This window comes from Bradyrhizobium sp. PSBB068 (assembly GCA_016839165.1).
Taxonomy (GTDB): domain Bacteria; phylum Pseudomonadota; class Alphaproteobacteria; order Rhizobiales; family Xanthobacteraceae; genus Bradyrhizobium.
Genome location: CP069300.1, coordinates 314,867 through 341,595, shown reverse-complemented (window position 1 = coordinate 341,595; position 26,729 = coordinate 314,867). Strand labels below are relative to the sequence as shown.

The window sequence follows — 26,729 nt, the reverse complement described above, 5'->3', positions numbered from 1 at the left end:
ATCATGCAACAGGCGTAGGGTGGACAAGGGCGCCCTTGCGCCGTGCCCACTCTCGGCACTCTGGTCGCGGTGGTGGGCACACTAAGCCTTGCCCACCCTACGAAGCCAAACATGAGCACCATGGGGAGCGAAATGACCGCTGACATCAAGATCGAGACCGGCACCGACGAACTGCTCTGCGTAATCCGCGACCGCGTCGCCGTCATCACGCTGAACCGCCCGGATGCCCGCAACTCGCTGTCGGACACGCTGACGCCGGCGCTGCGCACGATGATCCGGACTTGCGGCGAGAACCCCGAGGTCGGCGTGCTGCTCGTGACCGGCGCCGGCAAGGCGTTCTGCGCCGGCGGCAACGTCAAGGGCATGGGCGCCAACCGCGACCCGAAGAAGCTCGAAATGTCCTATGAGGACAAGGTCGCGGATCTGCAGGAGCGCCAGCGCCTGCTGACCGGCGCGCTCGCCTCGGTGCGCAAGCCGACCATCGCCGCCCTGCCCGGCCCCGCGGTCGGCGCCGGGCTTGCGATCGCGATGGCCTGCGACATCCGGATCGCGGCGCAATCGGCCTTCGTCTCGACCGGTTACTTGCGCGTGGCGCTGAGCGGCGATTACGGCATGGCCTGGCTGTTGACGCGCCTGGTCGGCACTTCGCGCGCCCGCGAACTGATGTTCACCTCGGAGAAGGTCGATGCCGCGAGGTGCGAGCAGATCGGCCTCGTCAACCGCGTGGTGCCGGACGAGACGCTGCAGGACGAGGCGTTCGCGCTCGCGAAGTCGATCGCCGAAGGTCCGACCCTGGCGCTGCGCTACATGAAGGACAATCTCGACGAGGCACTGCTGTTCGACTTCGCCACCGCGCGCGACCACGAGGCCGAGCGTCTGATCCGCCTCACCACGACCGCCGATCACAAGGAGGCGGTGCAGGCCTTCATCGAGAAGCGCAAGCCGGTGTTCCGGGGCAGCTAGGCGCGTTCGCGTGCGCATGGACGCCTCCGTCAAAGTCCTCACCCCGGAGCGATGGGCCGATATCGACAAGCTGTTCAGCGAAGGTGCCGTGACACGGCGATGCTGGTGCATGTATTGGCGCATCGGCGCCCGGTACCGCCGGCAACAGCCGTCGATCAATCGAGCAGCCTTCAACAAGACTGTTAGGAAGGGGCCGCCGCCGGGACTTCTCGCCTATGTCGGCGGCCAACCTGCGGGTTGGTGCCAGATCGGCAGCCGCGACGCGTTGCCCTACATGCAACAGTCCTGGCGGCTGCGTTCACCTGATGACGTTCCTGTCTGGGCGATTTCCTGCTTCTACATCGGAAAGGATTTTCGTCGGCACGGGATCGCTGCCCGCTTGACCGAGAGTGCGATCGATTTGGCCCGAAGCAACGGAGTACCTGCGATCGAGGCGTACCCGATCGACCGATCAGCGTCTCCCAGTTCATCAAGCACGGGATTTGTAACGACGTTTGAACGGCTGGGGTTCAAACACGTGCCTTCGCCATCGCCCGAACGGCCTATCATGCGGCTGTATCTGCAGAAGCTGTAACGCGGGAGAAAAGGGCCCGGTTCTGGAGGGGCCAGAACCGGGCCTAGTCAATCAAACCGCAAGCGAGGACATCACGGCCGAGCGGGAAGTGGCGGCAAGCCGCCAGCTGGCACAGGGAATGTCTTGCGGTTCGACATGGATTTCCTTCGCAAAGCGCACCAGCTTCCAGTCGCCGGGGCTTGCCGCGAAGGCGTAGTCGGATTTGCGGGCGAGGCCGATCATCGTCGCGTTGGAACGCAGCGTGTCGCCGAAGATGCGCTCGGCTCCGAAGGACGCCGCACGGCATTCGAGATTCTTGAGCAGCGCCTTGCCGATGCCGTGGCCCTGCCACCGGTCATCGATCGACAGGCCGAACTCGACGCTCGACGTATCGGCATGGAAGGCGTAGCGGGCTTCGCCGACGATGGTCTCGAAACCATCGACCAGCATCGTCGCGACCACCGTGAACCGGTCAGCCTCGCCGACATGAACGAAACGCTCGAGCTCCGTCTTCGGCAGCTCGCTCAACGCGCCGAGGAAGCGGTTGTAACGGGAGCCCGCGGAGAGCGAGCGGATATAGTTCTGCAGCTCCTCGCGGTCGCGCGGCTCGACGAAGCGCACCTTGATCTCGCTGCCGTTCTTGGCGCGCAGCACGTCAGAGTATTGCTTGAGATCGTCGAGATGCAGCGCAGTCATGACACGCTCCTCGGGTGAAAATTAGCCGGCGCCCCTCGACAGAGGCAGCGCCGGCGATGGCGGCCCTTCAGGCCCGCCAGAACGGCTTCTCGGTCTCGAACACGATGTCGCTGCGGGACATGCCGATGTCGTGCAGGTCGCGCTCGGTCCACTGCGACAGCTCGCGGCGGCGCTCATAGCGCTCCCACCAGACGTGAAGGGTCTCGCCGACCTGATTCAAAAGGCCTGATGCTTGGTGATCCAGCGTATGATGATTTGTCATCGATTCATGGGTGAAAATGGACATTTGCGGCTCCTATCGGTAACCTGTTGGCGGTAATATCTGCGCCATTCGGCCCGTTCACAAACGACACTTTGTACCGCTTCGCATGAATTAAAGTCATGTATTGGGAGGCATTGAGGGGATGACCAGCCGGCTGCCTTCGCTGAATGGTCTGCGGGCGTTCGAGGCCGCGGCACGGCACATGAGCTTCACGCTGGCGGCGTCCGAATTGAACGTGACGCAGACCGCGATCAGCCATCAGATCCGGCGCCTCGAGGAGGAACTCGGCGTCCGCCTGTTCATCCGCCAGAACCGCTCGCTGAGCCTGACGCCGGAGGCTGCCGAATACCTTCCCGGCGTCCGCGCCGCCTTCAATGACCTCAGGCTCGCGACCGACCGTTTGCTACGCCGGGACGACGATCACGTGCTGACCGTCTCCACATTGGCATCGCTCGCGGCCAAGTGGCTGCTGCCGCGCCTGTCGGCGTTCCAGGAGGCGCATTCGGGCATCGACGTCCGCATCACCACCTCGACCAGCCTGGTCGACTTCCAGCGCGACAAGGTCGACGCCGCGATCCGCTATGGCCGCGGCCAATGGGCGGGCCTGCGCGCCGACTGGCTGATGGCGGACGAGCTGTTTCCGGTGTGCAGCCCGTCGCTGCTGCAGGGAACCAAGCCGCTGAAATGCCCCGAGGACCTCAGGGATCACGTGCTGCTGCACACCAGCAACGCCAACAGCGACGACTGGCGGCTGTGGCTGACCGCAGCAGGCCTGCCGACCGACATTTCCAAGCAGCCGGGTGTGACCTTCGACCTGCTGTTCGTGACGCTGCAGGCCGCGATCGACGGCATCGGCATTGCGATGGGCCGCACCTCCTATGTGCAGGACGACATCGCCAAGGGCCGCCTCATAGTTCCCTTCAAGATTGCGCTGCCGGCCGACGCCGGGTTCTACCTGGTCACGCCGCAGGGCCGTGCTGATTCACCGAAGCTCTCCGCATTCCGCTCCTGGCTCGGCGCCGCGGCGCACTCGGCGTCGTGATGCGGCGCCCCCTTCGCTCGTAAGCGCCTCAGGCGATTTCCATCTACGGCTTTTTTCCAATGGCTCCTGCGAGATTTCGGGTTGGTCGCGCCGGACCGGCGTGCCAAATTGCCGCATATGGCAGGTAACTGCCTTGGCCGACGAAGCAATTTGCGCCGGCCGTTTCGTCACGGGGAGGAAAGGGCGCTATGTCGCAGTCGAGTCCATCGCAAGTACCGCAAATCAAGTCACGTCTCGGCGCGATCCTGCGCGCGACCAGCGGCAATTTCCTCGAGCAATTCGACTTCTTCCTGTTTGGCTTCTATGCGCAGGCGATTGCGAAGGCCTTCTTCCCCTCCGAGAACGAGACCGCCGCACTGCTCAACGCCTTCGGCGTGTTCTGGCTCGGCGCGCTGATGCGCCCGGTCGGCGCGATCGTGCTCGGCGCCTACATCGACAAGATCGGCCGCCGCAAGGGCCTGATCGTGACGCTGTCGATCATGGCGATCGGCACCGTGGTGATCGCGATCTGCCCGACCTATGCGACGATCGGCATTGCCGCGCCGATCATCGTTCTGCTCGCGCGCCTGCTGCAGGGATTCTCCGCCGGCGTCGAGCTCGGCGGCGTGTCGGTCTACCTTGCGGAGATCGCGACGCCCGGCAATCGCGGCTTCTATACCTCGTTCCAGTCGGCGAGCCAGCAGGTCGCGATCTTCGTCGCCTCCATCCTCGGCTTCATCCTGAGCGAGAGCATGCCGGCCGCGACCGTCGCGGCCTGGGGCTGGCGCATCCCGTTCTTCGTCGGCTGCCTGATCATTCCGGTGATCTTCTTCCTCCGCCGGACGCTGGAGGAGACGCCGGCATTCCTGGCGATGAAGCATCATCCGACCGCACGCGAAGTGTTCGCGTCGGCGCTCGCCAACTGGCGCATCGTCATCCTCGGCATGATGATCGCCGTGCTGACCACGACGACCTTCTATTTCGTCACCGTCTACACGCCGACCTTCGGCAAGACCGTACTGAAACTGTCGACCCAGGACGCGCTGCTGGTGACGCTGCTGGTTGCGGTGACCAACTTCATCTGGAATCCGGTTGGCGGTGCGCTGTCCGACCGGGTCGGCCGCAAGCCGGTGCTGCTCGCGATTGCCGGTCTGTCCCTCGTGACCGCCTATCCGGCACTGCATTGGCTCGTCACCGAGCCGACTTTCGGCAAGATGCTTGCGGTCGAGATGATGTTCTCGTTCTATTTCGGCGTCTACAGCGGCACCATGCTCGGCGCGCTGGTCGAGATCGTGCCGGCGCATGTCCGAACCACCTGCTTCTCGCTGGCCTTTGCGCTTGCGGCCGGCCTGTTCGGCACCTTCACGCCGTTCGCTTCGACCTGGCTGATCGACAAGACCGGCGACAAGGCCTCGCCCGGCTACTGGCTGATGTGCGCCGCGGCGCTCGGCATCGTCGCCGCGCTGATCGTTTATCGCGGCGGCCAGACCATCGAGCAGCGCGAGACAGTTGCGGCCTGAGATCGCGTATGCATTCGGGGCAGGCCGATCGCCTGCCCCGGCATGTTGCTTTCCATGCCAACAACGATCACAAGAACGCATGGTTGATCTGACACGCAGGTTCGACGTGCTGGTGATCGGCGGCGGCAACGCCGCCCTTTGCGCTGCGATCAGCGCACGGCGCGCCGGCGCCTCGGTGCTCGTGCTGGAAGGCGCCCCGAAATTCTACCGCGGCGGCAACACCCGCCACACCCGCAACATGCGCTGCGCCCATGACGCGGCGACCGAGATCCTCACCGGTCCCTACACCGAAGAGGAGTTCTGGAAGGATTTGCTGCTGGTGACCGGCGGCCAGACCGACGAGGAACTGGCCCGCTTCATGATCCACGAGTCCAAGGACATCCTGAACTGGATCGTCGAGCAGGGCGTACGTTGGCAGCCCTCGCTCGGCGGAACGCTCAGCCTCGGCCGCACCAACTCGTTCTTCCTCGGCGGCGGCCGCGCGATGCTGAACGCGCTCTATCGCACCGCCGAGGAGCTCGGCGTCGACATCCTCTACAATGCCGAGGTGATCGATCTGAATATCGAGCACGGCATGTTCCTCTCGGCGCAGCTGAAGCAGCCGGTCGGTGGCAGGACCGAAGTGCGCGCCTCGACGCTGGTCGCGGCCGCCGGCGGCTTCGAGGCCAACATCGAATGGCTGAAGCAATATTGGGGCGAGGCCGCCGACAATTTCCTGATCCGCGGCACGCCGTATAATCGCGGCACGATCCTCAAGATGCTGCTGGCCAAGGGCGTGCAGGAGATCGGCGATCCGACGCAGTGCCATGCGGTTGCGATCGACGCCCGCGCGCCGAAGTTCGACGGCGGCATCATCACGCGCCACGACTCGGTGGTGTTCGGCATCGTCGTCAACAAGCATGCCGAGCGTTTCTACGACGAAGGTGAGGACATCTGGCCGAAGCGCTATGCGATCTGGGGCCGCCTGGTCGCAGCGCAACCGGACCAGATCGCCTACATCATTTTCGACTCGACCGTGGTGACCAGCTTCATGCCGACGCTGTTTCCGCCGATCGCGGGCGCGACCATCGCCGAGCTCGCCGGCAAGCTCAAACTCGACGCCGCCGCGCTGGAAAAGACCATCACCGAATTCAACGCCGCGGTGCAGCCTGGCACCTTCGATCACACCATCCTCGACGACTGCCGTACCGAAGGCATCACGCCGGCCAAGACGCATTGGGCGCGCAAGATCGAGACGCCGCCCTATCTCGCCTATCCGGTGCGGCCCGGCATTACCTTCACCTATCTCGGCACCCGCGTGAACAAGCAGGCGCGCATGCTGATGCAGGACGGCAAGCCGTCCGCCAACATGTTCGCGGCCGGCGAGATCATGGCCGGCAACGTGCTCGGCAAGGGCTACGCCGCCGGCATCGGCATGACCATCGGCAGCGTGTTCGGCCGCGTCGCCGGCCGGGAAGCGGCGAAGAATGCGCGGAACTAAGTCTCGCACCTTGCTTACCTCGCCCCGCTTGCGGGGAGAGGTCGTATCGCATCGAAGATGCGATACGGGTGAGGGGGAGTCTCCAAGAGCGCGGTGCTGGGAGAGCCCCTCTCATCCCGACCTTCCGCCCGCACGCGGGCAGAAGGGGAAGATCGGAGGACACATGTCACGGCTTGCAATCGCTGCGGTTACCCTGATGGCATCGGCCGCGACCTACGCCGCCGAGCCGATCGCGCTGCGCGACATGGGCTCGTTCCACGTCGGCGGCCGTCTCGTCGAAATCAGCGGCAAGCCGGTCAAGGACGTCACCTTCACGCCCGGCGGAGTGCCCGCAAAAGTCGATCCGAACGGCACCTACCAGGTCGAGCAGATGTACGTGCAGTACTTCCTGCCGCAAAACGAAAAAGGCGCCTATCCGCTGCTGCTGTGGCATGGCGGCGGACTGACCGGCGTCACCTATGAGACGACGCCGGACGGCCGCGAGGGCTGGCTGAACTATTTCCTGCGCAAGGGCTGGAGCGTCTACAATTCGGACGCGGTCGAGCGCGGCCGCGCCGGCTGGGCGCAATACCCCGATATCTTCAAGGGCGAGCCGGTGTTCCTCACCACGTCGAATCCGTTCCAGCGGTTTCGGATCGGCGACGGCCCCGACTCCTATGATCCGGATCCCGCCAAGCGCAAGCTGATGCCAGGCAGCCAGTTCCCGAACGCGGGCTACGAGAATTTCGTCAAGCAGAACGTGCCGCGCTGGACCACGACCGATGACGCGACCATCGCGGCCTACATCGCCGAGATCGATCGCGTCGGCCCCTGCATCATCCTGTTCCACAGCCAGGCCGGCACATTCGGCTTCAAAGTTGCACAGGCGCGGCCCGACAAGGTCAAGGCGCTGATCGCGATCGAGCCGGCCGGCGTCGGCGATCCCGCCAAGGTCGACGCGTTGAAGAACATCCCGACGCTGATGGTCTATGGCGATTACATCGAGCGGGATTCGCGCTGGCCCAAGATCCGCGCCACCGGTGGTGCCTTCGCCGACGCCATCAGCGCCGCCGGCGGCAGCGCGGATGTGGTCGACCTGCCCAAGGTCGGGATCAAGGGCAATTCGCACATGATGATGATGGACAAGAACAATGCCGAGGTCGCCGGCCTGATCCAGACATGGCTGGAAGGCAAAGGGCTGACCAAGAAGTAACATAGCGTTTTCAAGCGAAGTGGACACCGGTTCGCGTCAGGAAAACGCGTCAAACAAAGAGCAACACGCGATGCACGGGACGAGGACATTGCAGGAAGCCGACCGTTTGATGACGGTGTGCAATTCCTGCCGCTATTGCGAGGGGCTGTGCGCGGTGTTTCCTGCGATGGAGATGCGCCGCGCCTTCTCCGACGGCGACCTCAACTACCTCGCCAATCTCTGCCATTCCTGCGGCGCCTGCTACACCGATTGCCAGTTCTCGCCGCCGCATGAATTCAACGTCAACGTGCCGAAGACGCTGGCGGTGGCACGCGCCGAGTCCTACGCTGCCTATGCCTGGCCGCGCGCGTTCTCCGGCGCGTTCGCCCGCAACGGCCTCGTCATCAGCTTGATCGCGGCGCTCAGCGTCGCGGCCTTCATCTTCGGCTTCGCCGCGCTCAACGACCGCGGCGTGCTCACCGGCATCCACACCGGCCCCGGCGCGTTCTACAAACTGATGCCGCACAACGCCATGGCGCTGCTGTTCGGCCTCGCTTTGCTGTACGCGATCCTGGCGCTGGCGATGGGCGTGCGCGCGTTCTGGCGCGATATCGGCGAACCGGTCGGCATGACGACGGATACGAAATCGCTGTTGCAGGCAGTCCGCGACGCCGGCGAGCTACGTTATCTCGACGGCGGCGGCGTCGGCTGCTTCAACGAGGACGACCATCCGACCGACCGCCGCAAGCTGTATCACCACTTCACTTTCTACGGCTTCGCGCTGTGCTTCGCCGCGACCTGCGTCGGCACGCTCTACCACTACCTTTTCGCGCGCGAGGCGCCCTATGCGTGGTGGGACCTGCCGGTGGTGCTCGGCACGCTCGGTGGCATCGGCCTCGTGGTCGGGCCCATTGGACTCTTGTCGGAGAAATGGAAGCGCGACCGCGTGCTGGTCGACGAGCAGGCCAAGGGCATGGACAGCGCGTTTATCCTGATGCTGTTCCTGACCAGCATCAGCGGCCTCGCCTTGCTGCTGTGGCGTGAGACCGCCGCGATGGGCCCGCTGCTGGCGCTGCATCTCGGCGTGGTATTCGCGCTGTTCATCACCATGCCCTACGGCAAATTCGTTCACGGCATCTACCGCTTCGTCGCGCTGGTGCGCTATGCCCGGGAACGGCGGATGATGGCGGAGTGACTTCTCCCGTCATTCCGGGGCACGCCGCCCGAACTCGGGTTTACCCGAGTTCGGCAGATGTTAAGTGTCCAAGTCGGCAACAGCCGACTTGGATGGCGTGAGCCCGGAATCCATCAGGCCACACAAACAACCGGAAAAATGGATTCCGGGCTCACCGCTTCGCGGCGCCCCGGAATGACGATTAGCTACAGGTCGACCACCACGTAGTCGCTTTCCACCGCAACCTTGATGGTCTCGGCGACATACGGGCCCTTCACCACATTGGTGCCCGGCTCGACACTGACAGGATAGGCGCGCACGCGGAAGCGGCGCGGATCACAATAGGACTGGCCGGTGCGGATATCGAACTCCCAGCCGTGCCAGGGGCACCGCAGAATCTCGCCGAGTTTTGTATACTCGATCTCGCCCGGATCGGAGGACGACGCGAGCCCGATCAGCGGCCCTTCGCATAGCGCCGCACCTTGGTGCGGGCAGCGGTTCAACAGGCCGAAGAACTCACCCTTGACGTTGAAGACGGCGATCGGCCGCCCGTCGATCTCGAGGAACTTTCGCGAACCCGGCGGCAGTTCGTCCACCGGGGCAATCACATGACGCGCCATCTATGAGATACCGTAAAGCTGCTTCGCATTGTCGAGATAGAACGCTTGCCGGTTGGCGTCGCTGACGCCGGCCGGCAGCACGCGCGACGGCTCGTCGTAATCCCAATGCGGGTAGTCGGTCGCGAACAACAGCTTGTCCCAGCCGATCCACTCGATGGTCTGGAATAGATGGTCGCGGCTCTCCGGGTCCTCCATCGGCTGCGTCGTCCACCAGATGTGATCGCGGATATACTCCGACGGCTTGCGTTTCAAATGCGGCACCTCGCTGTGCAGCCGCGCGAACACCTTGTCGAGCCGCCACGCCAGCGACGGCGCCCAGCCGAAGCCGGCCTCGACCATCACCATCTTCAGGTTCGGGAAGCGTTCGAACACGCCTTCGAGCACGAGGCTCGCCAGCGCGGTCTGCTGGCACTGCGAATGGCCGACCATCTCCTCGATGTAGTGGCTTGGCCAGCCCGAGGCGGTGATCGGGTTGCCGCCGAAGCCGAAGGCATGCACGCCGATCGGGAGACCCACTTCCTGGGCCGCCTCATAGATCGGCCAGTAGCGGCGCTGGCCGAGCGGCTCGACATTGCGGCTCAGCAGCAGCACCTGGACGAAATTGCTGTCGCCGGCGCGCTTGCGGATCTCGGCCGCGGCCGAGGCGCCATCCTCATTGGCGACGACGACCGAGCCCTTCAGCCGGGAGTCCTTGCTGGTCCATTTCTCGATCTGCCAGTCGTTGATCGCCGCGCAGACCGCGCCGGCGAGATCCTGGTTGCGGAGTCCCTGTCCGGTGGCGAGCGGGTTGAGCACGCCGAGCGCGACATTGTTGGGATCGAGATGCTGCTTCTGCATGAAGGACAGCGACGAGCCCTGCGGGCCGCCTTCCGGCGGATAGGCATCGCGGCGCGACGCGTTCGGTTGCGCCTTCGGATAGGGCGGCCCTTCCATCATGCCCTGATAGGCCTGGATGCCGAAGGTTTCGAGATGCGCGTGCCAGCGCTTGGCCAGATAAGGATACAACTCGTCCTTGGTCGCGCGTGCCGGATGGATGTCACAATCCGCGATCGCGGTCTTGATGCCGGTGGACGATGCGGCTTCCGGGCGTTCCCGAATCTGGATGTTCATCGCGTCGTCTCCTTGTCAGTTCTGGGCATGATCTTGTCCGAAAACCGGGGGCCGCTTTTCGGTATCATGCGCCACCTTCAGGCGCGGATAGGTCGCATGCGGATTGTCGATTATGATCTTGCGGACCAGGTCGGGCGACAACCCCGGCGGCAGCACCTCGTCACCGTCGAATTGCCAGTGCGGGTAGTCTGATGAGAATAGGAGCAATTCGTCCGACTGCATATGGTCGAACAGCCGATTCAGCGTCTCAGGTTCCGGCGGAGCATCGACCGGTTGCAGCGAGAAGCGGATGTTGCTACGCACAATCTCCAGCGGCGGCCGGTCGACCCACGGCGTTTCCATGCGCACGCCGCGCCAGAATTTGTGTAGCCGCCACAGGAACGGCGGCAGCCAGGTGAAGCCGGATTCCAGCATCACCATCTTCAGCTTCGGGTGGCGCGCGAACACACCCTCGACGATCAAGCTGGTGAGCTGGGTCTGGAACGCCTGCGCCTGCGCGACATAGTCCTCGATGTGGTAGGAGCCCCAGCCGACCGAGCTCGGCGGGTTATGATAGGCACTGCCGGCATGGATGCCGATCGGCAGGCCAAGTCGCTCGGCCGCGGCGTAGATCGGCCAGTAGTGGCGCTTGCCGAGCGGCATGTCGCCCATCACGAGCATCAGCACCTGCACGAAACGCTTGTCCTGCGCACAGCGCTCGATCTCGGCGACCGCCTTCTCGATGCTCTGCACGGGGATCACGATCGAGCCGCGCAGGCGATCGTCCTTGTCGAGCCATTCCTTGACCAGCCAGTCGTTCAGCGCACGGCAGAACGCATCGGCCATGTCCTCGGAGAACACCATCTGCACGCCGTAGAGCGGATTGCAGATTCCGTAGGCCGTGCCGAACCTGTCGAGTGCCTGGTGCTGCATGTCGGCGAGGCTCGAGCCCGGCTTGCCTTGTGCGGGCCGCCAGTCCGGCCGCGACGAGATCGGCGAATTGGTCGGGTAGGATTGCGAGATCAGGTCGGTCATGCCGCGCGTCGTCACCTGGTCGCGCCAGTAGTCGTTCAAATACGGCAGCAGGCTGGTGAGATGAGGCACGGCGGGATGCAGATCGCAATCCACGCCGCCCGCGATCGGCGACGTCATGGTGTTTCCTCGGCTCCGCGCACGCTCACAACACCTTGTGAGGCACAGCTTGATTATTGTCCGATATTCAAGCAGGCCGGGCCGCGATCCGCAACTCGGCAGGGACCGATGTGATGTGCTAGGAAGGCAGAACGCCCTCCAGGAATTTCATGGCAAGCAACGAGAAAGAGCGCCGATGAACGCACTCACATCCATCGCTGAACAGGTCGCCGCCAAACTGATCGCGAACAAGCAGACGATTGCGGTTGCGGAATCATCCACCGGCGGGCTGATCTCGGCATCGCTGCTCGCAGTACCGGGCGCGTCGGCCTACTTCCTCGGCGGCGGTGTGATCTACACCCGCGATGCGCGGCGCGCGTTGATGGATATTCCGGACGACGCAATGCGCGGGCTCCGCTCGTCGTCTGAACCCTATGCGCAGCTGCTTGCGCGCCAGATCCGCGAACGGCTGTCGACCGATTGGGGCTTGTCGGAGACCGGCGCCGCCGGCCCGACCGGGAACCGCTACGGCGATGCCGCCGGCTACAGCTGCATGGCGGTCGCAGGTTCCAGGCAGCAGGTGATCACATTGGAGACCGGAAGCAGCGACCGGCAGGCCAACATGCAGGCGTTCGCGAAGGCGGCGCTGGAGTTGTTGTTGAGGAATTTGTCGCAATAAATTCCCCGTCGTCCCGGCGAAAGCCCTAGGGCATGCACAGATCTCTGAGGGACCATCCAGCGGCTGCGGCGTGGAAGTATTGCAGGCCGTGTTTCATAGTGATGGGGCCCGGCGGTTTGGACGATGGATAGCCGTCCCAGCCGCCGAGCCGGCCGATAATCCAGGCGGCCCAAGCGAGGCTGTCAGGCGGGTGCGGGTTTCTCAGCCGCTTGCTTTGGGCTTCGAGGTTGCGATTGAGGGCGGCAAGTGTAGCGACTTCCCCAGCATTGAAGGCAATTCGGACAGACTGGTTGTCGCGACCATCGCGCGCCTGCACAAGCTGAAGGGAGATGACTGCCGCCTTGGCCGCGATCGCGACCAGCTTGAGAAGCCGCTCGGCGGTCCCGATCTGACTGTCTTCGAGCTTGAGGCCTTGTGTCTTCAAGATGCGGAAGAACTGCTCGATCAGCCACCGCCGCTTGTACCATTCGATAATGCGCCAGGCCTCTTCTGCATTCGTCACCGGATGCGTGGTGAGCAGCCGCCAGTGCAGCGGCTCGATCCCGGCCTGCGGCTCGATCTCGCGCACATCGACCAGGATCAAGGGTAGGCTTTTCGGCAGATGGCGCAGGAACTTGGTTTGCGGTCGGGCCAGTTCGACGGCGCCGAAGCGCAGATCGAGAAGCGCAGCCCGCTCAGGCCGTTGTGCTCGCGCAGGCAATACGATGGTCCGTTGTTCGATGCTGGTCATGGCCTCGCTGGCCGCATACAGGCCACAGCCATCCGCCAGCTTGCGATCATGCATGCTCCGGGCAATGACGTGGAACTGGTGTTCTGCGGCGCAGGCGTAGAGCGCGAAGATGTCGCTCTCGCGGTCGCCCAGCATGGTCACCATCGCAGCCTTCGCCAACAGCGGCTTGGCTGCCAGAGCGGTCGCGATCCAGCGTTGCGATTCTTTGTCCTTCAGATCGCGATTGTCGTGCGAGACGGTGCGGCGGCCCTGGCGGGTCCAGATCTCGCCGTGCAACAGGCCAAGGCAGCAGCCGCTTTCCGCGTCTGCGGCCAGCATCGGGTGCAGCAACACCCCGCGGGTGTTGCCATGACCGATCTCGCCCAAGCCACGCCGGTTTTGTGCCTTGGTGGCAAAATTGATCTCGCTGGTATCCTGGATCGCCAGCACATGGCGGCCTTCGGCCGCCATTACCGTACCATCGCTCCAGCTTTCGATTATCCGCGTCGTCGTCACCTTGGCATTGCCGAGAAAGCGGTTGAAGCGCACCTCCCGGGCACGCATGCCTCCTGCCAGCCGTCGCAGGCAGACATCCTTGCCCGCGACCATGCATTCGACGAGCGCCGCCCCCCTTTATCGAGGCGGAGATCCCCGAACCGACCTAATGACCAGTCAATTTGCGCCAGCATGTCGACACCTCCGCCAAAGCCGAAGTGCCGCAATATGAATCACACGAAATACCGATTCGGGAATCCCCACCCAACTAGATGTGTGCATGCCCTAGGGCGAAAGCCGGGACGACGGGTGGGGATATTCGCGAAAACCCTACTTCTCGCGGAACGAGCGCATGAACTGGTCGTGCAACGGCTTCATCAGATACGACAGCATGGTGCGGTCGCCGGTCTGGACGAAGGCTTCCACCGGCATGCCGGGGATGATCTTGACCTCGCTGCCGAGGCGCGCGACTTCCTCCGGCGGCATCGAGACGCGGATCGTGTAGTAGCTCTGCCCGGTGCGCTGATCGGTGTTGACGTCGGCGGAGACGCGGGTGACGACGCCATTCAACTCCGGCGTGGTGCGCTGGTTGAAGGCGGAGAGCCGTAGCACGGTCTTCTGTCCGACCTGAAGCTTGTCGATGTCCTGCGGATTGACCTTGGCCTCGACCGACAGGTCGTCGGCCCTCGGCACGATCATCATGATGGCATCGCCCGCGGTGATGACGCCGCCGACGGTGTGGACGGTCGACTGCAGCACCACGCCATCCTGCGGCGCGCGGATCTCGATACGACGGAGCTGATCCTCGGCGGTCACCTTGCGCTCGACGAACTCGCCGATCTTGTCGTTGGTCTCGCGCAGGTCCTTCGAGACCTCCGACAGCATGTCCTTGTCGACCTGGATGATCTGCAGCTCGGTCTCGGTGATCTTGCCCTTGGCCTGGGCGCGCGAGGCGATGTACTGCGCGCGCTCGCCGGAGAGCCGCGCCGCGTCGCGCTCCAGCGTGGTCAGGCGGGTGAGCTGCACCAGATGCTGCTCGTAGAGCTGGCGGACGCCGACCAGCTCCTGCTGCACCAGCGCGATCTCCTTGTCCTTGGCAGCCTCCTGCGCCTGCAGGCCGGAGATCTCCTCGTTGAGCTGGGTGACCCGCTCGCGCAACTGCGCCTTCTGGCCGGTGCGGCCGTTGACCCGCACCTCGAACAGCTTGGTCTCGCTCGCCATGATATCGCGAACGTCGGGATCCCTGGCCTGCTCGGTGAGCTGCGGCGGAAACGCGATCTTGTCGAGGCCTTGCTGTTCGGCCTGGAGCCGGGCCGCGCGCGCGTAGAGGCCGTTCAGCGTCTTGACCACGATCGCAAGGCTCGCCTTGACGACAGTCTCGTCGAGGCGCACGACGACGTCGCCCGCCTTGACCGTGTCGCCGTCGCGCGCCAGGATTTCGCCGACGACGCCGCCGGTCGGATGCTGCACCTTCTTGACGTTGGTATCGACCACCACCGAGCCCGGCGCGATCAGCGCGCCCGAGATCGGCACCGTCGCCGCCCAGCCGCCGACACCACCGCCCAGCACCAGCACCACGGCGAGGCCGACCACGAGGTGCTTCCTGATCGAAGCATGTGCATTGCGCGGTTGATCGGTCATGCGGGCGCTCGTGCGGTCGCTCATGACTTGGCCGCCCCGGCATCGGCGACGATCTTGATCGGCGTCGGCACCGGCGGCGCGGCGCGCTGAAGCACCTGCGCCAGCACGGTTTCCTTCGGGCCGAAGGTCTGCATGCGGCCGTCCTTCAGCACCAGCAGCTGGTCGACCCCCTCGATGCCGATCGGCCGGTGCGCGACCACGATGACGATGGCGCCGCGCTCGCGGGCGCCGCGCACCGCGCGGGTCAGCGCCTCGTCGCCTTCGCTGTCGAGGTTGGAGTTCGGCTCGTCCAGCACGATCAGGAACGGATTGCCGTAGAGCGCGCGCGCCAGCGCGACGCGCTGCGCCTGGCCGGCGGAGAGCGCGGTGCCCTGCTCGCCGACCTGGGTATCGTAGCCCTCGCGCATCTTGATGATCATCTCATGCACGCCGGCCTCCTTGGCCGCCGCGATGATGCCGTCGGACTTGGCGTCGGGATCGAACCGGCAGATGTTCTGCGCGACGCTGCCGGCGAACAGTTCGACGTCCTGCGGCAGATAGCCGACATGGCGGCCGAGCTCGTCCGACGACCATTGATCGAGCGCGGCGCCGTCGAGCCGCACCTTGCCGCGTGCCGGCACCCAGACGCCGACCAGCGCCCGGATCAGCGACGACTTGCCGGACCCGCTCGGGCCGATCACGCCGACGCCGCTGCCGGCTTCGACGGCGAAGCTGACGTCCTGCACGATGGGGCGCTGGTCGCCCGGCGCGACCATGGTCACCGCCTCGACCGCGAGTTTCTTCTTCGGCGCCTGCAGCAGGGTCTGCTCCGGCCGCGCCGGAATCTGCTGCAGCAGGCGGTTGAGGCGCTGCCAGCTCTGCCGCGCGGCGACGAAGCTCTTCCAATGCGCGATCGCGAGATCGACCGGCGCCAGCGCCCGCGCGCTCAGGATCGAGCCGGCAATGATGATGCCGCCGGTGGCCTCCTGGTGGATCACGAGATAGGCACCGACCGCGAGCACGGCCGACTGCAGCATCATGCGCAGCACCTTCGCGACCGCACCGAGCCCGCCGGTGACGTCGCTGGCACGCTGGTTGCCGGACAGATACTCCTCGTTGGCCTCGTTCCAGCGCTTGTTCATCCGCCCGGCCATGCCCATCGCCACCAGCACTTCGGCGTTGCGGCGGCTGGAGACGGCGAGATCGTTGCGCCGCGACGCGAGCGACATCGCCTCCCTGGCCGGCGTGCGCGACATGTATTCGGTGATCAGCGTCAGCGTCACCAGGATGATGGCGCCGACCAGCGCCGTGACGCCGAGCAGCCAGTGGAACGCGAAGCAGATCAGCATGTAGAACGGCAGCCAGGGCAGATCGAAGAACGCACCTGGACCCATGCTGCCGAGGAAGGAGCGCACATTGTCGAGGTCGCGCAGCGGCTGCAGACCCTCGCTGCGATTGCCGGCTATCAGCGGCAACCGCACGATGGTGTCGAACACCCGCGCATTGAGCGCTTCGTCGAGCGAGGTGCCGACGCGGCCGAGGATCCGCCCGCGCAACAGATCGAGCACGCCCTGGGCGATGTAGAGCACGGCCGCGATGACGACGAGGCCGACCAGGGTCGGCACGCTGCGACTCGGCAGCACCCGGTCGTAGACCTGCAGCATGAACATCGAACCTGTCAGATACAGCAGGTTGATCATGCAGCTGATGAGGCCGACGCCGATGAAGGCACTGCGGCATGCGCGCAGCGCCTCAGCCAGTTCGGAACGCCGGACAGCGGGCGCGGCTGCCATAAAAAAGATCTCTGCAAAACGAAAGAGTTACGTGATCACCACGTTGTACAGGCGTTTGCGACCACCGTCCATTTCAAGTCGCGCCGACCAAAGCACGGTTCGCGGGCTATTTTTGTGATCCCACAGACAGTTGACGGAATAAACAGGGTTAACCGGCCGCGGAACCCGGGCTTGCGGCGGACGCGCTTCTCGGAAAGGGCACGAGAACGACCGACATCGAGACCCGGCCGATCTCGCCATCGACATCGAGCAGCACCCCGCTGCCGACGCCGAGCCCGGCCTCCGGGCGCCAGCGGGCCTCGGCACGAACACCGATCCACGCGCCCCGCGGCGGCCTGAACAGCTGCACTGTGAGGTTCGGATTGGGATCGGCCACCACGTTCTGCACCGGGCGCGCGATGCCATGGGTCCAGTCGGCCGGACCGAGCACGCGTGCGAGCGGGCCGGCATCCGCAATCACGTCGTGATGCATGCGGAACCAGGCGACGTCGCCGCCGGCGCGGGCTTCCATCGCGTCCATGAACCAGCTGCGGCCGTGGACGGCGTGCGGGCGGCGCAGCGGAAAGCGCATCGGATCGATCTAGTCGGCCGCGCCGGCCTGAAAACCGGGGACCTCGGCCGCACGTTCGCGCGACAGCGTCACCCGCACGGTCGCGCAAGGCTGCGGCTCCCCCGCCGGCCAGAGTGTGTTGTCGACGACGCTGACCCGGCCGCCTTCGGTCACCACGGTGACATGCGTGCGCAACTCCGCCATCGGTGTCGGCCGCAGGAACCAGGCCGACGCCGAGATCGCGACGCCCCAGTTGCGCGCATTGGCGATGGCCTCGACCTCGGCAGTCAGGAGGCTTGCGACCGCGCCGCCCTGAAGGCCAGCAAACGGCCCGGCCGCCAGCGCGGCGGGCCTCCAGTGATGCGGCGTGGCTGCAGGTTCGAAGATGGCCAAGGCGAATGGTCCTGAGGTGAGCGGGATTGAGCGTTCGGCCGATCTGATCCAAGAATAGCGGCCATGACAAAAGGCCATTCATCACTCGAGGTGAACAGGATTCATCCATTGGATGCCCCGGATCCGCGGGTCATCCCGCCGCTTGCGGCGCTGCTCGCCTTCGAGCGCGCCGCGACGCAGCTCAGCTTCCGCCGCGCCGCCCGCGACCTGTCGCTGAGCCCGTCGGCGATCAGCCACCAGATCCGCGGGCTGGAACAACAGTTCGGCACCAGGCTGTTCGTCCGCGGCGCGCGCTCGGTGCGGCTGACCGCGGACGGCGAACGCTACCTCGCAAAGGTGTCGGCGGCGCTGGCAATGCTGGACGAGGCGAGCCGCGACATGCTGCGGCAGCGCGGCGAGAGCGGCGGGGAACTGTGGATCAGCTCACTGCCGTTCTTCACCGGCGCGGTGCTGCTGCCGGCGCTGCCGGAGTTCAAGCGGCGCCATCCGCAACTGACGCTGCGGATCGAGGCCACCCATCAATATGCCGACTTCAACGGCTCCCGCGTCGACGTCGCGATCCGCTACGGCCGGGAACATGCCGCCGGGCTGAGGGTCGAGCCGCTGGTCCAGGTCAGGGGATTGCCGGTCTGCACGCCGGCGCTGGTCAAGGCCGGGCTGCGCAGCCCGGCGGACCTGTCGCGCGAGGTGCTGATCCACGTCACGACGCAACCGCGGGCGTGGCCGGCCTGGCTGAAGGAGGCCGGTTTGCCTCACCTCGCCCCGCGCGGGCATCTTTGGCTCGACAGCGTGCCGGCGGTGCTGGAAGCCGCCGAGCATGGGCTCGGCGTGGCACTGGCGTTGGCGCCCCTGATCAAGGCGCGGCCGGGCTTCGGCAAGAAGCTGGTAGCGCCATTCGCGTTCGAGCCCACGCACAGCGAGACGATCTATCTGGTCTCCCGCACCGAGCAGGCCCGCGATCGCCGCATTGCGGCGGTGCGGCGCTGGATCGCCGATGCGGTGGCGCGCGCGAGCTAGACCGTGGCGGGTACAGGCTCTGCCAGGACGCAGCGTGCCTGGTGGCCGGGCGCGACTTGCACGTTCGGCGGCAGGCTTTCACTGCAGCGCGGTTCGGCGAACTTGCACCGCGGCGCAAACGAGCAGCTCGCCGGTGCGTGGTCGAGCGAGGGCGGCGTGCCCGGGATGGTCTCGAGCCGCTGGCCGCGCATCGCGCCGTGAATGGTCGAGGCCAGCAACCCGTTGGCATAGGGATGCACCGGCGTGCGCACGATCTCGCGCAAGGCGCCCTGCTCCACGATCTGCCCGGCATACATCACCGCGACCCGGTCACAGATCTCGATCGCAACGCCGATGTCGTGGGTGACGAAGATAACCGACATCCCGAACTCGCGCTGCAACTCGCGCAGCAGCAACAGGATCTGTATCTGCACCGTGGCATCGAGCGCGGTGGTCGGCTCGTCCGCAAGCAGGATCTTCGGCTTGCAGGCCAGCGCCAGCGCGATCATCGCACGCTGACGCATGCCGCCCGACATCTCGTGCGGATAGGACTCCAGCCGCCGCTTCGCCGAGGGGATCCGCACCACTTCGAGCATCTCAAGCGCACGGGCCGTGGCCTCGCGCTCGCTCTTGCCCTCGTGCCGCATCACCGTCTCGGCGATCTGGCGCCCGATGGTGTAGACCGGATCGAGCGCCAGCGCCGGCTCCTGGAAGATCATCGAGACGGTCTGGCCGCGGAATGCGGACAGCGCCTCGTCGTCCATCGCCAGCACCTCCCGGCCCAGCACCTTGACGCTGCCGGAGATCTGCGTGCGCTTTCGCGGCAGCAGCCGCATCAGCGCGCGCAAGGTCACGCTCTTGCCCGACCCGGACTCGCCTAGCAGCCCCAACACCTCGCCCTCGCCGAGCGACAGGCTGAGATCATTCACGGCATGGACCGTGCGATCGCCGGTGAAACGGATGTTGAGGTTGTTGATCTCGACGAGATTGGTCATGCGAGCTTGGGTACCCTGGCGTGGAAATCGGTCGCGCGCTGGAAAGCAGCGCCGATCCGGAGCAGCGTCGCCTCCTCGAAGGAGCGGCCGATCAGCTGCATGCCGACCGGCAGACCCGTCCTGGTGAAGCCGGAGGGAATCGAGAGCGACGGCAGGCCGAGATAGTTGACCGGGCGGGTGAACCGCGTCAGCCGCTGGATCACCGCCTCCGCACCCGGACCGTTACCGACATCGCTCTCGGCGATTGTCGGCGCCGGCACCGGCGAGGACGGCGCGATGACAGCATCGATCCCGGTGACCGCCGCATTGTGCGCGGCGAGCGCGGGCCCGCGCCAGCGCATCGCCTCGAGATAGGTGACGGCGGGAATGGTCAGGCCGTTCTGCAGCCGCATCAGCACCTGCGCGCCGTAATCCTGCGGCCGCTCGATCATCCAGCGCTTGTGGAAGGCGGCGGCCTCGGCCGCGAGCACCAGTTGCGACGCCCCGCTGAGCTGACGCTGATCCGGCAGCTCGACCGTGACGATCTCGGCACCTTCCTTCTTGAGGGTGGCAACCGTCTCGTCGAGGACGCGTGCCACCTCGGGATTGAGGTCATCGACGTAGAAGGCCGTCGGCACGCCGATCTTGAGACCCTTCAGCGACTGCCTGGTCGCAGCCAAATAGTCCGGCACCGGCTGCGTCGACGCGGTGAGATCTTCGGGATCGGCACCGGCCATCAGGCCAAGCAGCAGCGCGCAATCCTCCGCGGTCTGCGCCAGGGGACCGACGGTATCGAGCGACTGCGACAGCGGCATCGCGCCGGCGCGGCTGACGCGGCCGACGGTGGTCTTCAGGCCGGTAACACCGCAGAAATGCGCAGGCATCCGCACCGAACCGCCGGTGTCGGAGCCGAGCGCGGCGAAGGTCAGCCGCGCGGCGACCGCCGAGCCCGAACCCGACGACGAACCGCCGGTGATGTGCTCGGTGTTCCAGGGATTGCGCACCGGGCCGTAATGCACGTTATGACCAGTCGGCCCATAGGCGAACTCGACCATCTGCAGCGAGCCGAGCCGGACTTGGCCGGCATCCTTCAGCCGCTGCAACGCAGTCGCGGTCGTCTTCGGCACGAAGTCGCGGCGGATCAGCGAGCCGCAGGTCACGACCTTGCCGGCGTCGTAATACATGTCCTTGTGCGCCAGCGGCACGCCATGCAGCGCGCCACGGCTGTCGCCCCTGGCGAGGGAGGCGTCGGCCTCGGTGGCAGCGGCGAGCGCCTGCTCGGATTCGATCGCCATGAAGGCGTTGAGGCGCGGCTGCCACTCGGCAATGCGATGCAGCACGGCGCGCGTCACCTCATGCGAGGAGACCTTCTTCTCAGCGATCGCCTTGGCAACCGCGGTCAGCGTCATCAGGGCCGGATCAGAGCTCATTTCGACACCTTTGCGATCTGCGCCAGCAGGAAGCTCGCGGGTTCGAGATCGAACGGCAACGTGCCGGCGATCGGTGCGAAGCCGTCGAATGCCGGCCCGATCGAATTGGCGATCCGGGTGGCGACCTCGTCGTCAGCGGGCACGTCGGCAACGTGCGCGATCACCTTGACATCTTTTGGCGTGGGTCTGGTCATGCCGCGTTTTCTCCTTTTGCTTTTGCCGGCGCGCGGCTGTGCCCCGAGCCAGCAATGGCCATGTAGCACGCCGCTTGATGGCCCATTGTATCGAGATCGCTGAGTTTTGGCGTGTCGTTTGCGCAGAGCGGCTCCGCAAACGGACAACGGGTGTGAAACCGGCAACCCGGCGGCGGATCGATCGGGTTGGGCGGATCGCCGGAGATCGGCGGCACCTCGGTGCGCTTGTCGGGATCGGATGACGGCATCGCCGCCAGCAGCGCGCGGGTATAGGGATGCGCCGGCGCGTCCCAGACCGCATCGACCGGGCCGAGCTCGACGACCTCGCCGAGATACATCACCAGCACGCGGTCAGAGATGTAGCGGACGACGTTGAGATCGTGGCTGATGAACAGATAGGTCAGGCCGAATTCGCGCTTCAGATCGGCGAGCAGATTGAGCACCTGCGCCTCGACCGACTTGTCGAGCGCGGAGACCGCCTCATCGAGAATCACGAGCCGCGGCGAGAGCGCGAGCGCACGGGCGATGTTGACGCGCTGGCGCTGGCCGCCGGACACTTCGTGCGGATAGCGATTGGCGAAGATCTCCGGCCGCAATCCGACCTTGCCGAGCAGTTCGCGCGCCAGCGTCCGCGCCGTGTCGTCGGCCATGCCATGGACCTTTGGTCCGAACGCAATCGACTCCTCGATGGTGAGGCGCGGGTTGAGCGACGCGTAGCTGTCCTGAAACACCATCTGCACGCCGCGCCGCAGATCGCGCAGCGAGAGCGCCGGCCCGACCTGCCTCCCGTCATAGATGATGTCGCCGGCATCGCGCGTCATCAAATGCATCAGCAGCCGTGCCGTGGTCGATTTGCCGCAGCCGGACTCGCCCACGATGCCGACGGTCTCGCCTTTCATGACCGAGAACGTGACGTCGTCGACGGCGCGCACGGTCTTGCGCGGACTGAACAGCCCGCCGCGCACCGGGAAGTGCTTTGTCAGCCCGTTGACGTGCAGCAGTGGCTGCGCGGCGCCGCCGATGTCGGCGACCGGCTCCAGCATGTCGATTGGAGTGGTTGTATCGATCATGTCGAGCACGCGGGGATTACCCCTGCCCACCGGGCAGAGGTCGGCGCGTAGCGCCGGGTGAGGGCCTTAGGTCTCACGAGAGGGTATAACCCCTCACCCAGATCGCATCTAACGATGCGATCTGACCTCTCCCACAAGGGGAGAGGTGAACCGTCGTTGCGGGGAGAGATTGCGAGTATGGTCATCGCACTAGTTCCTGATGTCCATGGCGCTGCGCATGCCGTCGCTGAGCAGGTTGAAACAGATCGAGACCGCGAAGATCATCGCGCCGGGCAGCGCTGCGACCCAGGGATTGACATAGATCGCGGTGCGCAGCGTGTTCAGCATCAAGCCCCATTCCGGCTCCGGCGGCTTTGTCCCCAGCCCGAGGAAAGACAGGCCGGCGGCGAGGATCATGGACACCGAGATCAAGCCAGTGGCGTAGACGAAGATCGGGCCAAGCACATTGCCGAGCATGTGCACACGCATGATCGTGAAGGGACCGGCACCGGAGGCCCGCGCCGCCTCGACGAAGTCCATGTTGCGGACGCCGGTGGTGACGCTTTCGGCGACGCGGGTGATCTGCGGCACGAACACGATGGTCAGCGACACGATCGAATTGGTGATGCCGGCTCCGAGCGCGCCCGAGATCGCGATCGCCAGCAGCACCGAGGGGAAGGCGTAGAACACGTCGACGGTCCGCATGATCGCGGTGTTGAGCTTGCCGCCGACATAGCCGGCAACGAGGCCGAGCGAGGTCCCGATCGCAAAGGCGAAGATCACCGGCAGGATGCCGATCACCAATGAGAGACGGCCGCCATAGATCAGGCGCGCCAGCATGTCGCGACCGAGTTCGTCGGTGCCGAGCGGATAGCCCGGCGTGCCGATATGGCGCAGGCGCCGGATCATCGAGCCCTGATAGGGATCGGCGAGATGCAGCCACGGCGCCAGCAGCGCCGAGGCGAAGATCAGCAGCAGGACGACGGCGCAGGCCATGCTGACCTTGTCGCGCCTGATCCGTCGCCCGACCGTCGCCCAGTAGCCGCGCGCCTTGCTCGCGGGTGCGGCCTGCAATGCGGTATCGCTCATCGCACTCATGCGAAGCCTCTTGGTTGGAGCATGATCTCCGCGGAAAACCGGTCTCCACTTTTCCGGATCATGCTCTAGCTCCGCTTGATGCGCGGATCGATCGCGGCCTGCGCGATGTCGACCAGGAGATTGAGCAGCACGAAGAACAGCGCCAGCACCAGGATCGTGCCCTGCAGCAGCGGCAGATCGCGCTGGAAGATCGCGGAGTTCAAGAGCAGGCCAGAACCCGGCCAGGAGAACACGGTCTCGATCAGGATCGAGCCGCCGAGCATGTAGCCGAGCTGAAGTCCCATCACCGCGAGCGCGGTCGGCGCCGCGTTCTTGATGACGTGACGAAACACGCCGGTCTCGCGCAGGCCCTTGGCGCGGAGCGCTTCGACGAAATCCTGGCTCAGGATGTCGCCGGTCAGCGCACGCACCGTGCGGGTGACGATGCCCATCGGGATCACTGAAGTCGTGATCGCAGGCAGCACCAGATAGCGCAGATGCTCCCAGTCCCACGCCCAGGCTCCGGAGCCGCCGGGCCCGGCGCCGACCGCGGGCAGCCAGTTGAGCTGCACCGAGAAGATGATGACCAGCACCATGCCGAGCCAGTAATGCGGTAGCGAGACGCCGGCGATGGCGATCGAGGTCGCGACCTTGTCGACCCAGGTGTCGCGGAAATAGCCGGCGATCAGGCCGAACAGCAGGCCGAGCGTGAAGCCGATCATCGCGGCCGCGATCGCCAGCATCACGGTGTTGCCGACCGCGCGCATCACCTCCGACAGGACCGGCCGCCCGGTCGCAATCGAATTGCCGAGATCGCCATGGATCGCGCGCCACAGCCACAGGCCGAATTGCACGGGCAATGGGCGATCAAAGCCGTAGGCGCTGCGCAGTTGCGCGGCGAGCTCCTGCGAGGCATCGGCGGGCAGCACCGCAACCAGCGGGTCGCCGGGCGTGATGTGCACCAGGAGGAAGCACACCAGCGCCACGCTGAGCACGATCGGAATGACGTAGACGATCCGTCTGGACGTATAGGCGAGCACGTTGCGTTCTCTCTTCCTTCTCCCTTTGTGGGAGAAGGTGGCGCGCGAGGCGCGCCGGGTGAGGGGTTCTGTCCGCGGCTACAGTCAGTTCACGACAATAAGGAGTGTCCGCGGAGACAACCCTCACCGGCTTCGCTTTCAGCGAGGCCACCCTCTCCCAAAAGGGGAGAGGGTGCACCGATCACGTTGCCGGCATCACGGCGCGACCGTGACCGGCGAGAAGTCGACGAACCAGCTCTTCGGCTGCACGAAGCCCTTCACCTTCGGGCTCATCGCCCGCGGCGCGACGTCGTGGGCGACGTAGAGGAACGCCGCATCATCGACCGAGGCCGCATGCAGCTCGGCGAGCGCCGCGTCGCGCGCCGCCGGCTCGAAGGTCTGGCGCGCCTTCTTCACTAGCTCGTCAAACTTCGGATTGTTGTTGAAGCCCCAATTGTTGGAGACCGGCGGCGCCATGCCGGACTGCAGGAAGCGCACCAGCGCGAAGAACGGATCCATCGCCGCATAGGTGACGTTGATCGCGTTCGAACCGTTGGCCGACGGATCCTTGGTGCCGCGCCGCCAGTTGGTGAACAGCGTGTTCCACTCGATGACGTCGAGCTGCACATCGAAGTAGCACTCCGCCAACGCCTGTTGCAGATATTCGTTCATCGGCAGCGGCAGCATCTGGCCCGAACCCGACGCCGAGGTCTGGATCTTGACCGTCAGCTTCTTGTTCGGACCGAAGCCCGCCTCCTGCATCAGCTTCTGGGCGGCCGGCTTGTCGTACTTGATCTGGAAGGTCGGATTGCCGCGCCAGGGATGGCCCGGCTCGAACGTGCCGGTCGCCGGCACCATCAGGCCTGCGAGCAGACCGTCGCGCAGCCCTTCGCGATCGATGCAGAGGTTGGCGGCCTTGCGGACGCGGATGTCATTCCACGGCGAGCCCTCGACGCGGGAAAACTGCCAGGGCCAGACATGCGGCTCCTCGTTGGAATAGAGGTTGAAGCCACGCTGCTTGATCTCGGGCAATGCGTCCGGCGCCGGCGCCTCGATCCAGTTGACCTGCCCGGACAGCAGCGCCGCGGTGCGCGCATTGGCCTCCGGCATCGGCAACAGCACCATCTTGTCAGTCTTCGGCACGCGGGCCTTGTCCCAATAGTTCTCGTTCTTCACCAGCTCGAGCCGCTCGCGCGGGGTGAAGCTCGACATCTTCCAGGGGCCGGTGCCCGACGCGTCCTTGGCGAATGCGGCCCATGCGGCCTGCGACTTCGCCTTGGCGTCGGCGCCTTCGGCCTTGTCGTAGAACTGCTGCCACTTGGCCGGGCTCGCCATGAACAGATTGGTGAGGTTGATCGGCAGGAAGCTGTCCGGCTCCTTGGTGGTCAGCTCCACCGTCATGTCGTCGATCTTGCGCGCCGAGACCAAGGTCGGCATGCGCGAAGCGGTGACGCCGACCTGGCTCGCGTCGTATTGCGGCGCATCCTGCTTCAGCACCTTGTCGACGTTCCAGACCACCGCGTCGGCATTGAACGGCGAGCCATCATGAAAGCTGACGCCGGGACGCAGCTTGAAAACCCACTTGGTCTTGTCGGCATCGTCGACCTTCCACTCGGTGGCAAGGCCCGGGATCATCGCGCTGGCCTTGTCCGACGACGACAGGTCCCACATCGTCAGCGCGTCATATATCGTCAAGCCAGTGAAGCGGTTGCCTTCAAAACCCTGGTCGGGCTGACCGAGCGTGCGCGGAATATCGGCAGCCGTCATGCCAATACGCAGCACGGTCTCGGCGCCGGCGATCGCCGGCACGCCGGCAGCAATCGCGAGCGCCAGCATGAATGCCGTCGCATTGGTCTTGTTGTTACGCATCTCAGCAACCCCTTCGAAGTCTGGTGACGTTTTGGTGATTATTTCTTGGGCAAGCGTATGCAATGCCTGTGCCAAGGGGAATAGTTCTTCAGCAAATAACCGCCGGGCGCGTCATTTCTTCCTACCTTAGGCTAAGACGGGGCAATGCTGCCTATTCTGGCATCATGCTTGCAAGTTTTGGCTCCGACTTCCCACCAACGGA

The 26,729-nt window shown here is 65.3% G+C and carries 24 protein-coding genes and 1 pseudogene; 9 read left to right on the top strand and 16 right to left on the bottom strand.

Translation table 11 applies throughout. The annotated features are described in order from the left end of the window. Positions 1-132: 132 nt before the first annotated feature. Positions 133-963, top strand: a complete 831-nt coding sequence (locus tag JQ507_01545) for an enoyl-CoA hydratase (GenBank protein QRI70255.1) — start codon at positions 133-135, stop codon at positions 961-963. A gap of 16 nt (positions 964-979) precedes the next feature. Further along, entirely contained in the window at positions 980-1,537 is a 558-nt protein-coding gene (locus JQ507_01540; protein ID QRI70254.1) for a GNAT family N-acetyltransferase, read from the top strand. Between the two features lie 51 nt (positions 1,538-1,588). Here the strand turns inward: JQ507_01540 and JQ507_01535 are convergent, their stop codons facing one another. Then, positions 1,589-2,212: a GNAT family N-acetyltransferase gene (locus JQ507_01535; protein QRI70253.1), complete on the bottom strand. Its 624-nt coding sequence runs from the start codon at positions 2,210-2,212 to the stop codon at positions 1,589-1,591. Positions 2,213-2,279: 67 nt separating this feature from the next. Next, positions 2,280-2,498 (bottom strand): DUF1127 domain-containing protein, encoded by a 219-nt coding sequence (locus tag JQ507_01530; GenBank protein ID QRI70252.1) that lies wholly within the window; start codon positions 2,496-2,498, stop codon positions 2,280-2,282. Between the two features lie 118 nt (positions 2,499-2,616). Between JQ507_01530 and JQ507_01525 the strand changes: the two genes are divergently transcribed. The 5 genes from JQ507_01525 (at position 2,617) to tcuB (ending at position 8,861) form a co-directional block, all read left to right on the top strand. Then, positions 2,617-3,516: a transcriptional regulator GcvA gene (locus tag JQ507_01525; GenBank protein ID QRI70251.1), complete on the top strand. Its 900-nt coding sequence runs from the start codon at positions 2,617-2,619 to the stop codon at positions 3,514-3,516. Between the two features lie 188 nt (positions 3,517-3,704). Continuing rightward, positions 3,705-5,015, top strand: a complete 1,311-nt coding sequence (locus JQ507_01520) for an MFS transporter (GenBank protein QRI70250.1) — start codon at positions 3,705-3,707, stop codon at positions 5,013-5,015. Positions 5,016-5,094: 79 nt separating this feature from the next. Further along, complete coding sequence (gene tcuA / locus JQ507_01515; protein QRI70249.1) at positions 5,095-6,495, top strand: FAD-dependent tricarballylate dehydrogenase TcuA; 1,401 nt, start codon at positions 5,095-5,097, stop codon at positions 6,493-6,495. Positions 6,496-6,658: 163 nt separating this feature from the next. Then, positions 6,659-7,687, top strand: a complete 1,029-nt coding sequence (locus tag JQ507_01510; protein ID QRI70248.1) for an esterase — start codon at positions 6,659-6,661, stop codon at positions 7,685-7,687. A 70-nt stretch (positions 7,688-7,757) separates the two neighbouring features. After that, on the top strand, positions 7,758-8,861 hold the full coding sequence (gene tcuB, locus JQ507_01505) for a tricarballylate utilization 4Fe-4S protein TcuB (GenBank protein ID QRI70247.1): 1,104 nt from the start codon (positions 7,758-7,760) through the stop codon (positions 8,859-8,861). Positions 8,862-9,046: 185 nt separating this feature from the next. On the opposite strand, the gene JQ507_01500 is transcribed toward tcuB, so the two are convergent. The 3 genes from JQ507_01500 to JQ507_01490 are packed head-to-tail and all read right to left on the bottom strand — an operon-like array spanning position 9,047 to position 11,701. Beyond that, positions 9,047-9,460, bottom strand: a complete 414-nt coding sequence (locus JQ507_01500) for a Rieske (2Fe-2S) protein (protein QRI70246.1) — start codon at positions 9,458-9,460, stop codon at positions 9,047-9,049. Next, positions 9,461-10,570, bottom strand: coding sequence for an amidohydrolase (locus JQ507_01495; GenBank protein ID QRI70245.1), 1,110 nt, complete (start codon positions 10,568-10,570; stop codon positions 9,461-9,463). It abuts the gene before it with no gap. Between the two features lie 15 nt (positions 10,571-10,585). Continuing rightward, on the bottom strand, positions 10,586-11,701 hold the full coding sequence (locus tag JQ507_01490; protein ID QRI70244.1) for an amidohydrolase: 1,116 nt from the start codon (positions 11,699-11,701) through the stop codon (positions 10,586-10,588). Between the two features lie 175 nt (positions 11,702-11,876). Between JQ507_01490 and JQ507_01485 the strand changes: the two genes are divergently transcribed. Further along, positions 11,877-12,359 (top strand): CinA family protein, encoded by a 483-nt coding sequence (locus JQ507_01485; protein QRI70243.1) that lies wholly within the window; start codon positions 11,877-11,879, stop codon positions 12,357-12,359. Between the two features lie 25 nt (positions 12,360-12,384). On the opposite strand, the gene JQ507_01480 is transcribed toward JQ507_01485, so the two are convergent. From JQ507_01480 to JQ507_01465, 4 genes and pseudogenes are all read right to left on the bottom strand, one after another. Next, positions 12,385-13,677, bottom strand: a complete 1,293-nt coding sequence (locus tag JQ507_01480; GenBank protein ID QRI70242.1) for an IS4 family transposase — start codon at positions 13,675-13,677, stop codon at positions 12,385-12,387. A 216-nt stretch (positions 13,678-13,893) separates the two neighbouring features. Then, a complete protein-coding gene (locus tag JQ507_01475) occupies positions 13,894-15,204 on the bottom strand; it encodes an HlyD family type I secretion periplasmic adaptor subunit (protein ID QRI70241.1) in 1,311 nt (436 codons plus the stop codon). A 20-nt stretch (positions 15,205-15,224) separates the two neighbouring features. After that, positions 15,225-16,976 (bottom strand): type I secretion system permease/ATPase, encoded by a 1,752-nt coding sequence (locus tag JQ507_01470; protein QRI70240.1) that lies wholly within the window; start codon positions 16,974-16,976, stop codon positions 15,225-15,227. A gap of 148 nt (positions 16,977-17,124) precedes the next feature. Beyond that, positions 17,125-17,919 (bottom strand): annotated as a pseudogene (locus JQ507_01465) (thioesterase family protein). Positions 17,920-18,027: 108 nt separating this feature from the next. Here JQ507_01465 and JQ507_01460 point away from each other — a divergent pair. Continuing rightward, on the top strand, positions 18,028-18,936 hold the full coding sequence (locus tag JQ507_01460; protein QRI70239.1) for a LysR family transcriptional regulator: 909 nt from the start codon (positions 18,028-18,030) through the stop codon (positions 18,934-18,936). Here the strand turns inward: JQ507_01460 and JQ507_01455 are convergent. The 7 genes from JQ507_01455 to JQ507_01425 form a co-directional block, all read right to left on the bottom strand. Beyond that, the gene (locus JQ507_01455) at positions 18,933-19,910 is read right to left on the bottom strand and encodes an ABC transporter ATP-binding protein (protein ID QRI70238.1); all 978 of its coding nucleotides are present in this window, start codon (positions 19,908-19,910) and stop codon (positions 18,933-18,935) included. The two genes, JQ507_01460 and JQ507_01455, sit on opposite strands and share 4 nt — an antisense overlap. Next, a complete protein-coding gene (locus JQ507_01450; protein ID QRI70237.1) occupies positions 19,907-21,319 on the bottom strand; it encodes an Asp-tRNA(Asn)/Glu-tRNA(Gln) amidotransferase GatCAB subunit A in 1,413 nt (470 codons plus the stop codon). Before JQ507_01450 ends, JQ507_01455 begins: the two co-directional genes overlap by 4 nt. Further along, entirely contained in the window at positions 21,316-21,513 is a 198-nt protein-coding gene (locus JQ507_01445) for a hypothetical protein (GenBank protein QRI70236.1), read from the bottom strand. Before JQ507_01445 ends, JQ507_01450 begins: the two co-directional genes overlap by 4 nt. Further along, positions 21,510-22,583, bottom strand: a complete 1,074-nt coding sequence (locus JQ507_01440) for an ATP-binding cassette domain-containing protein (protein QRI70235.1) — start codon at positions 22,581-22,583, stop codon at positions 21,510-21,512. Before JQ507_01440 ends, JQ507_01445 begins: the two co-directional genes overlap by 4 nt. A 189-nt stretch (positions 22,584-22,772) precedes the next feature. After that, positions 22,773-23,660 (bottom strand): ABC transporter permease, encoded by an 888-nt coding sequence (locus JQ507_01435; protein QRI70234.1) that lies wholly within the window; start codon positions 23,658-23,660, stop codon positions 22,773-22,775. A 65-nt stretch (positions 23,661-23,725) separates the two neighbouring features. Next, positions 23,726-24,679, bottom strand: coding sequence for an ABC transporter permease (locus JQ507_01430; protein QRI70233.1), 954 nt, complete (start codon positions 24,677-24,679; stop codon positions 23,726-23,728). Positions 24,680-24,874: 195 nt separating this feature from the next. Further along, positions 24,875-26,527: an ABC transporter substrate-binding protein gene (locus JQ507_01425; GenBank protein ID QRI70232.1), complete on the bottom strand. Its 1,653-nt coding sequence runs from the start codon at positions 26,525-26,527 to the stop codon at positions 24,875-24,877. Positions 26,528-26,729 lie beyond the last annotated feature (202 nt).

Excerpts from the sequence above, each read along its gene's own strand:
- JQ507_01545 (QRI70255.1), top strand. The coding sequence starts at position 133 with ATGACCGCTGACATCAAGATCGAGACCGGCACCGACGAACTGCTCTGC.
- JQ507_01540 (QRI70254.1), top strand. The coding sequence starts at position 980 with ATGGACGCCTCCGTCAAAGTCCTCACCCCGGAGCGATGGGCCGATATC.
- JQ507_01535 (QRI70253.1), bottom strand. The coding sequence starts at position 2,212 with ATGACTGCGCTGCATCTCGACGATCTCAAGCAATACTCTGACGTGCTG.
- JQ507_01530 (QRI70252.1), bottom strand. The coding sequence starts at position 2,498 with ATGTCCATTTTCACCCATGAATCGATGACAAATCATCATACGCTGGAT.
- JQ507_01525 (QRI70251.1), top strand. The coding sequence starts at position 2,617 with ATGACCAGCCGGCTGCCTTCGCTGAATGGTCTGCGGGCGTTCGAGGCC.
- JQ507_01520 (QRI70250.1), top strand. The coding sequence starts at position 3,705 with ATGTCGCAGTCGAGTCCATCGCAAGTACCGCAAATCAAGTCACGTCTC.
- tcuA (QRI70249.1), top strand. The coding sequence starts at position 5,095 with ATGGTTGATCTGACACGCAGGTTCGACGTGCTGGTGATCGGCGGCGGC.
- JQ507_01510 (QRI70248.1), top strand. The coding sequence starts at position 6,659 with ATGTCACGGCTTGCAATCGCTGCGGTTACCCTGATGGCATCGGCCGCG.
- tcuB (QRI70247.1), top strand. The coding sequence starts at position 7,758 with ATGCACGGGACGAGGACATTGCAGGAAGCCGACCGTTTGATGACGGTG.
- JQ507_01500 (QRI70246.1), bottom strand. The coding sequence starts at position 9,460 with ATGGCGCGTCATGTGATTGCCCCGGTGGACGAACTGCCGCCGGGTTCG.
- JQ507_01495 (QRI70245.1), bottom strand. The coding sequence starts at position 10,570 with ATGAACATCCAGATTCGGGAACGCCCGGAAGCCGCATCGTCCACCGGC.
- JQ507_01490 (QRI70244.1), bottom strand. The coding sequence starts at position 11,701 with ATGACGTCGCCGATCGCGGGCGGCGTGGATTGCGATCTGCATCCCGCC.
- JQ507_01485 (QRI70243.1), top strand. The coding sequence starts at position 11,877 with ATGAACGCACTCACATCCATCGCTGAACAGGTCGCCGCCAAACTGATC.
- JQ507_01480 (QRI70242.1), bottom strand. The coding sequence starts at position 13,677 with ATGGTCGCGGGCAAGGATGTCTGCCTGCGACGGCTGGCAGGAGGCATG.
- JQ507_01475 (QRI70241.1), bottom strand. The coding sequence starts at position 15,204 with ATGACCGATCAACCGCGCAATGCACATGCTTCGATCAGGAAGCACCTC.
- JQ507_01470 (QRI70240.1), bottom strand. The coding sequence starts at position 16,976 with ATGGCAGCCGCGCCCGCTGTCCGGCGTTCCGAACTGGCTGAGGCGCTG.
- JQ507_01455 (QRI70238.1), bottom strand. The coding sequence starts at position 19,910 with ATGACCAATCTCGTCGAGATCAACAACCTCAACATCCGTTTCACCGGC.
- JQ507_01450 (QRI70237.1), bottom strand. The coding sequence starts at position 21,319 with ATGAGCTCTGATCCGGCCCTGATGACGCTGACCGCGGTTGCCAAGGCG.
- JQ507_01445 (QRI70236.1), bottom strand. The coding sequence starts at position 21,513 with ATGACCAGACCCACGCCAAAAGATGTCAAGGTGATCGCGCACGTTGCC.
- JQ507_01440 (QRI70235.1), bottom strand. The coding sequence starts at position 22,583 with ATGATCGATACAACCACTCCAATCGACATGCTGGAGCCGGTCGCCGAC.
- JQ507_01435 (QRI70234.1), bottom strand. The coding sequence starts at position 23,660 with ATGAGTGCGATGAGCGATACCGCATTGCAGGCCGCACCCGCGAGCAAG.
- JQ507_01425 (QRI70232.1), bottom strand. The coding sequence starts at position 26,527 with ATGCGTAACAACAAGACCAATGCGACGGCATTCATGCTGGCGCTCGCG.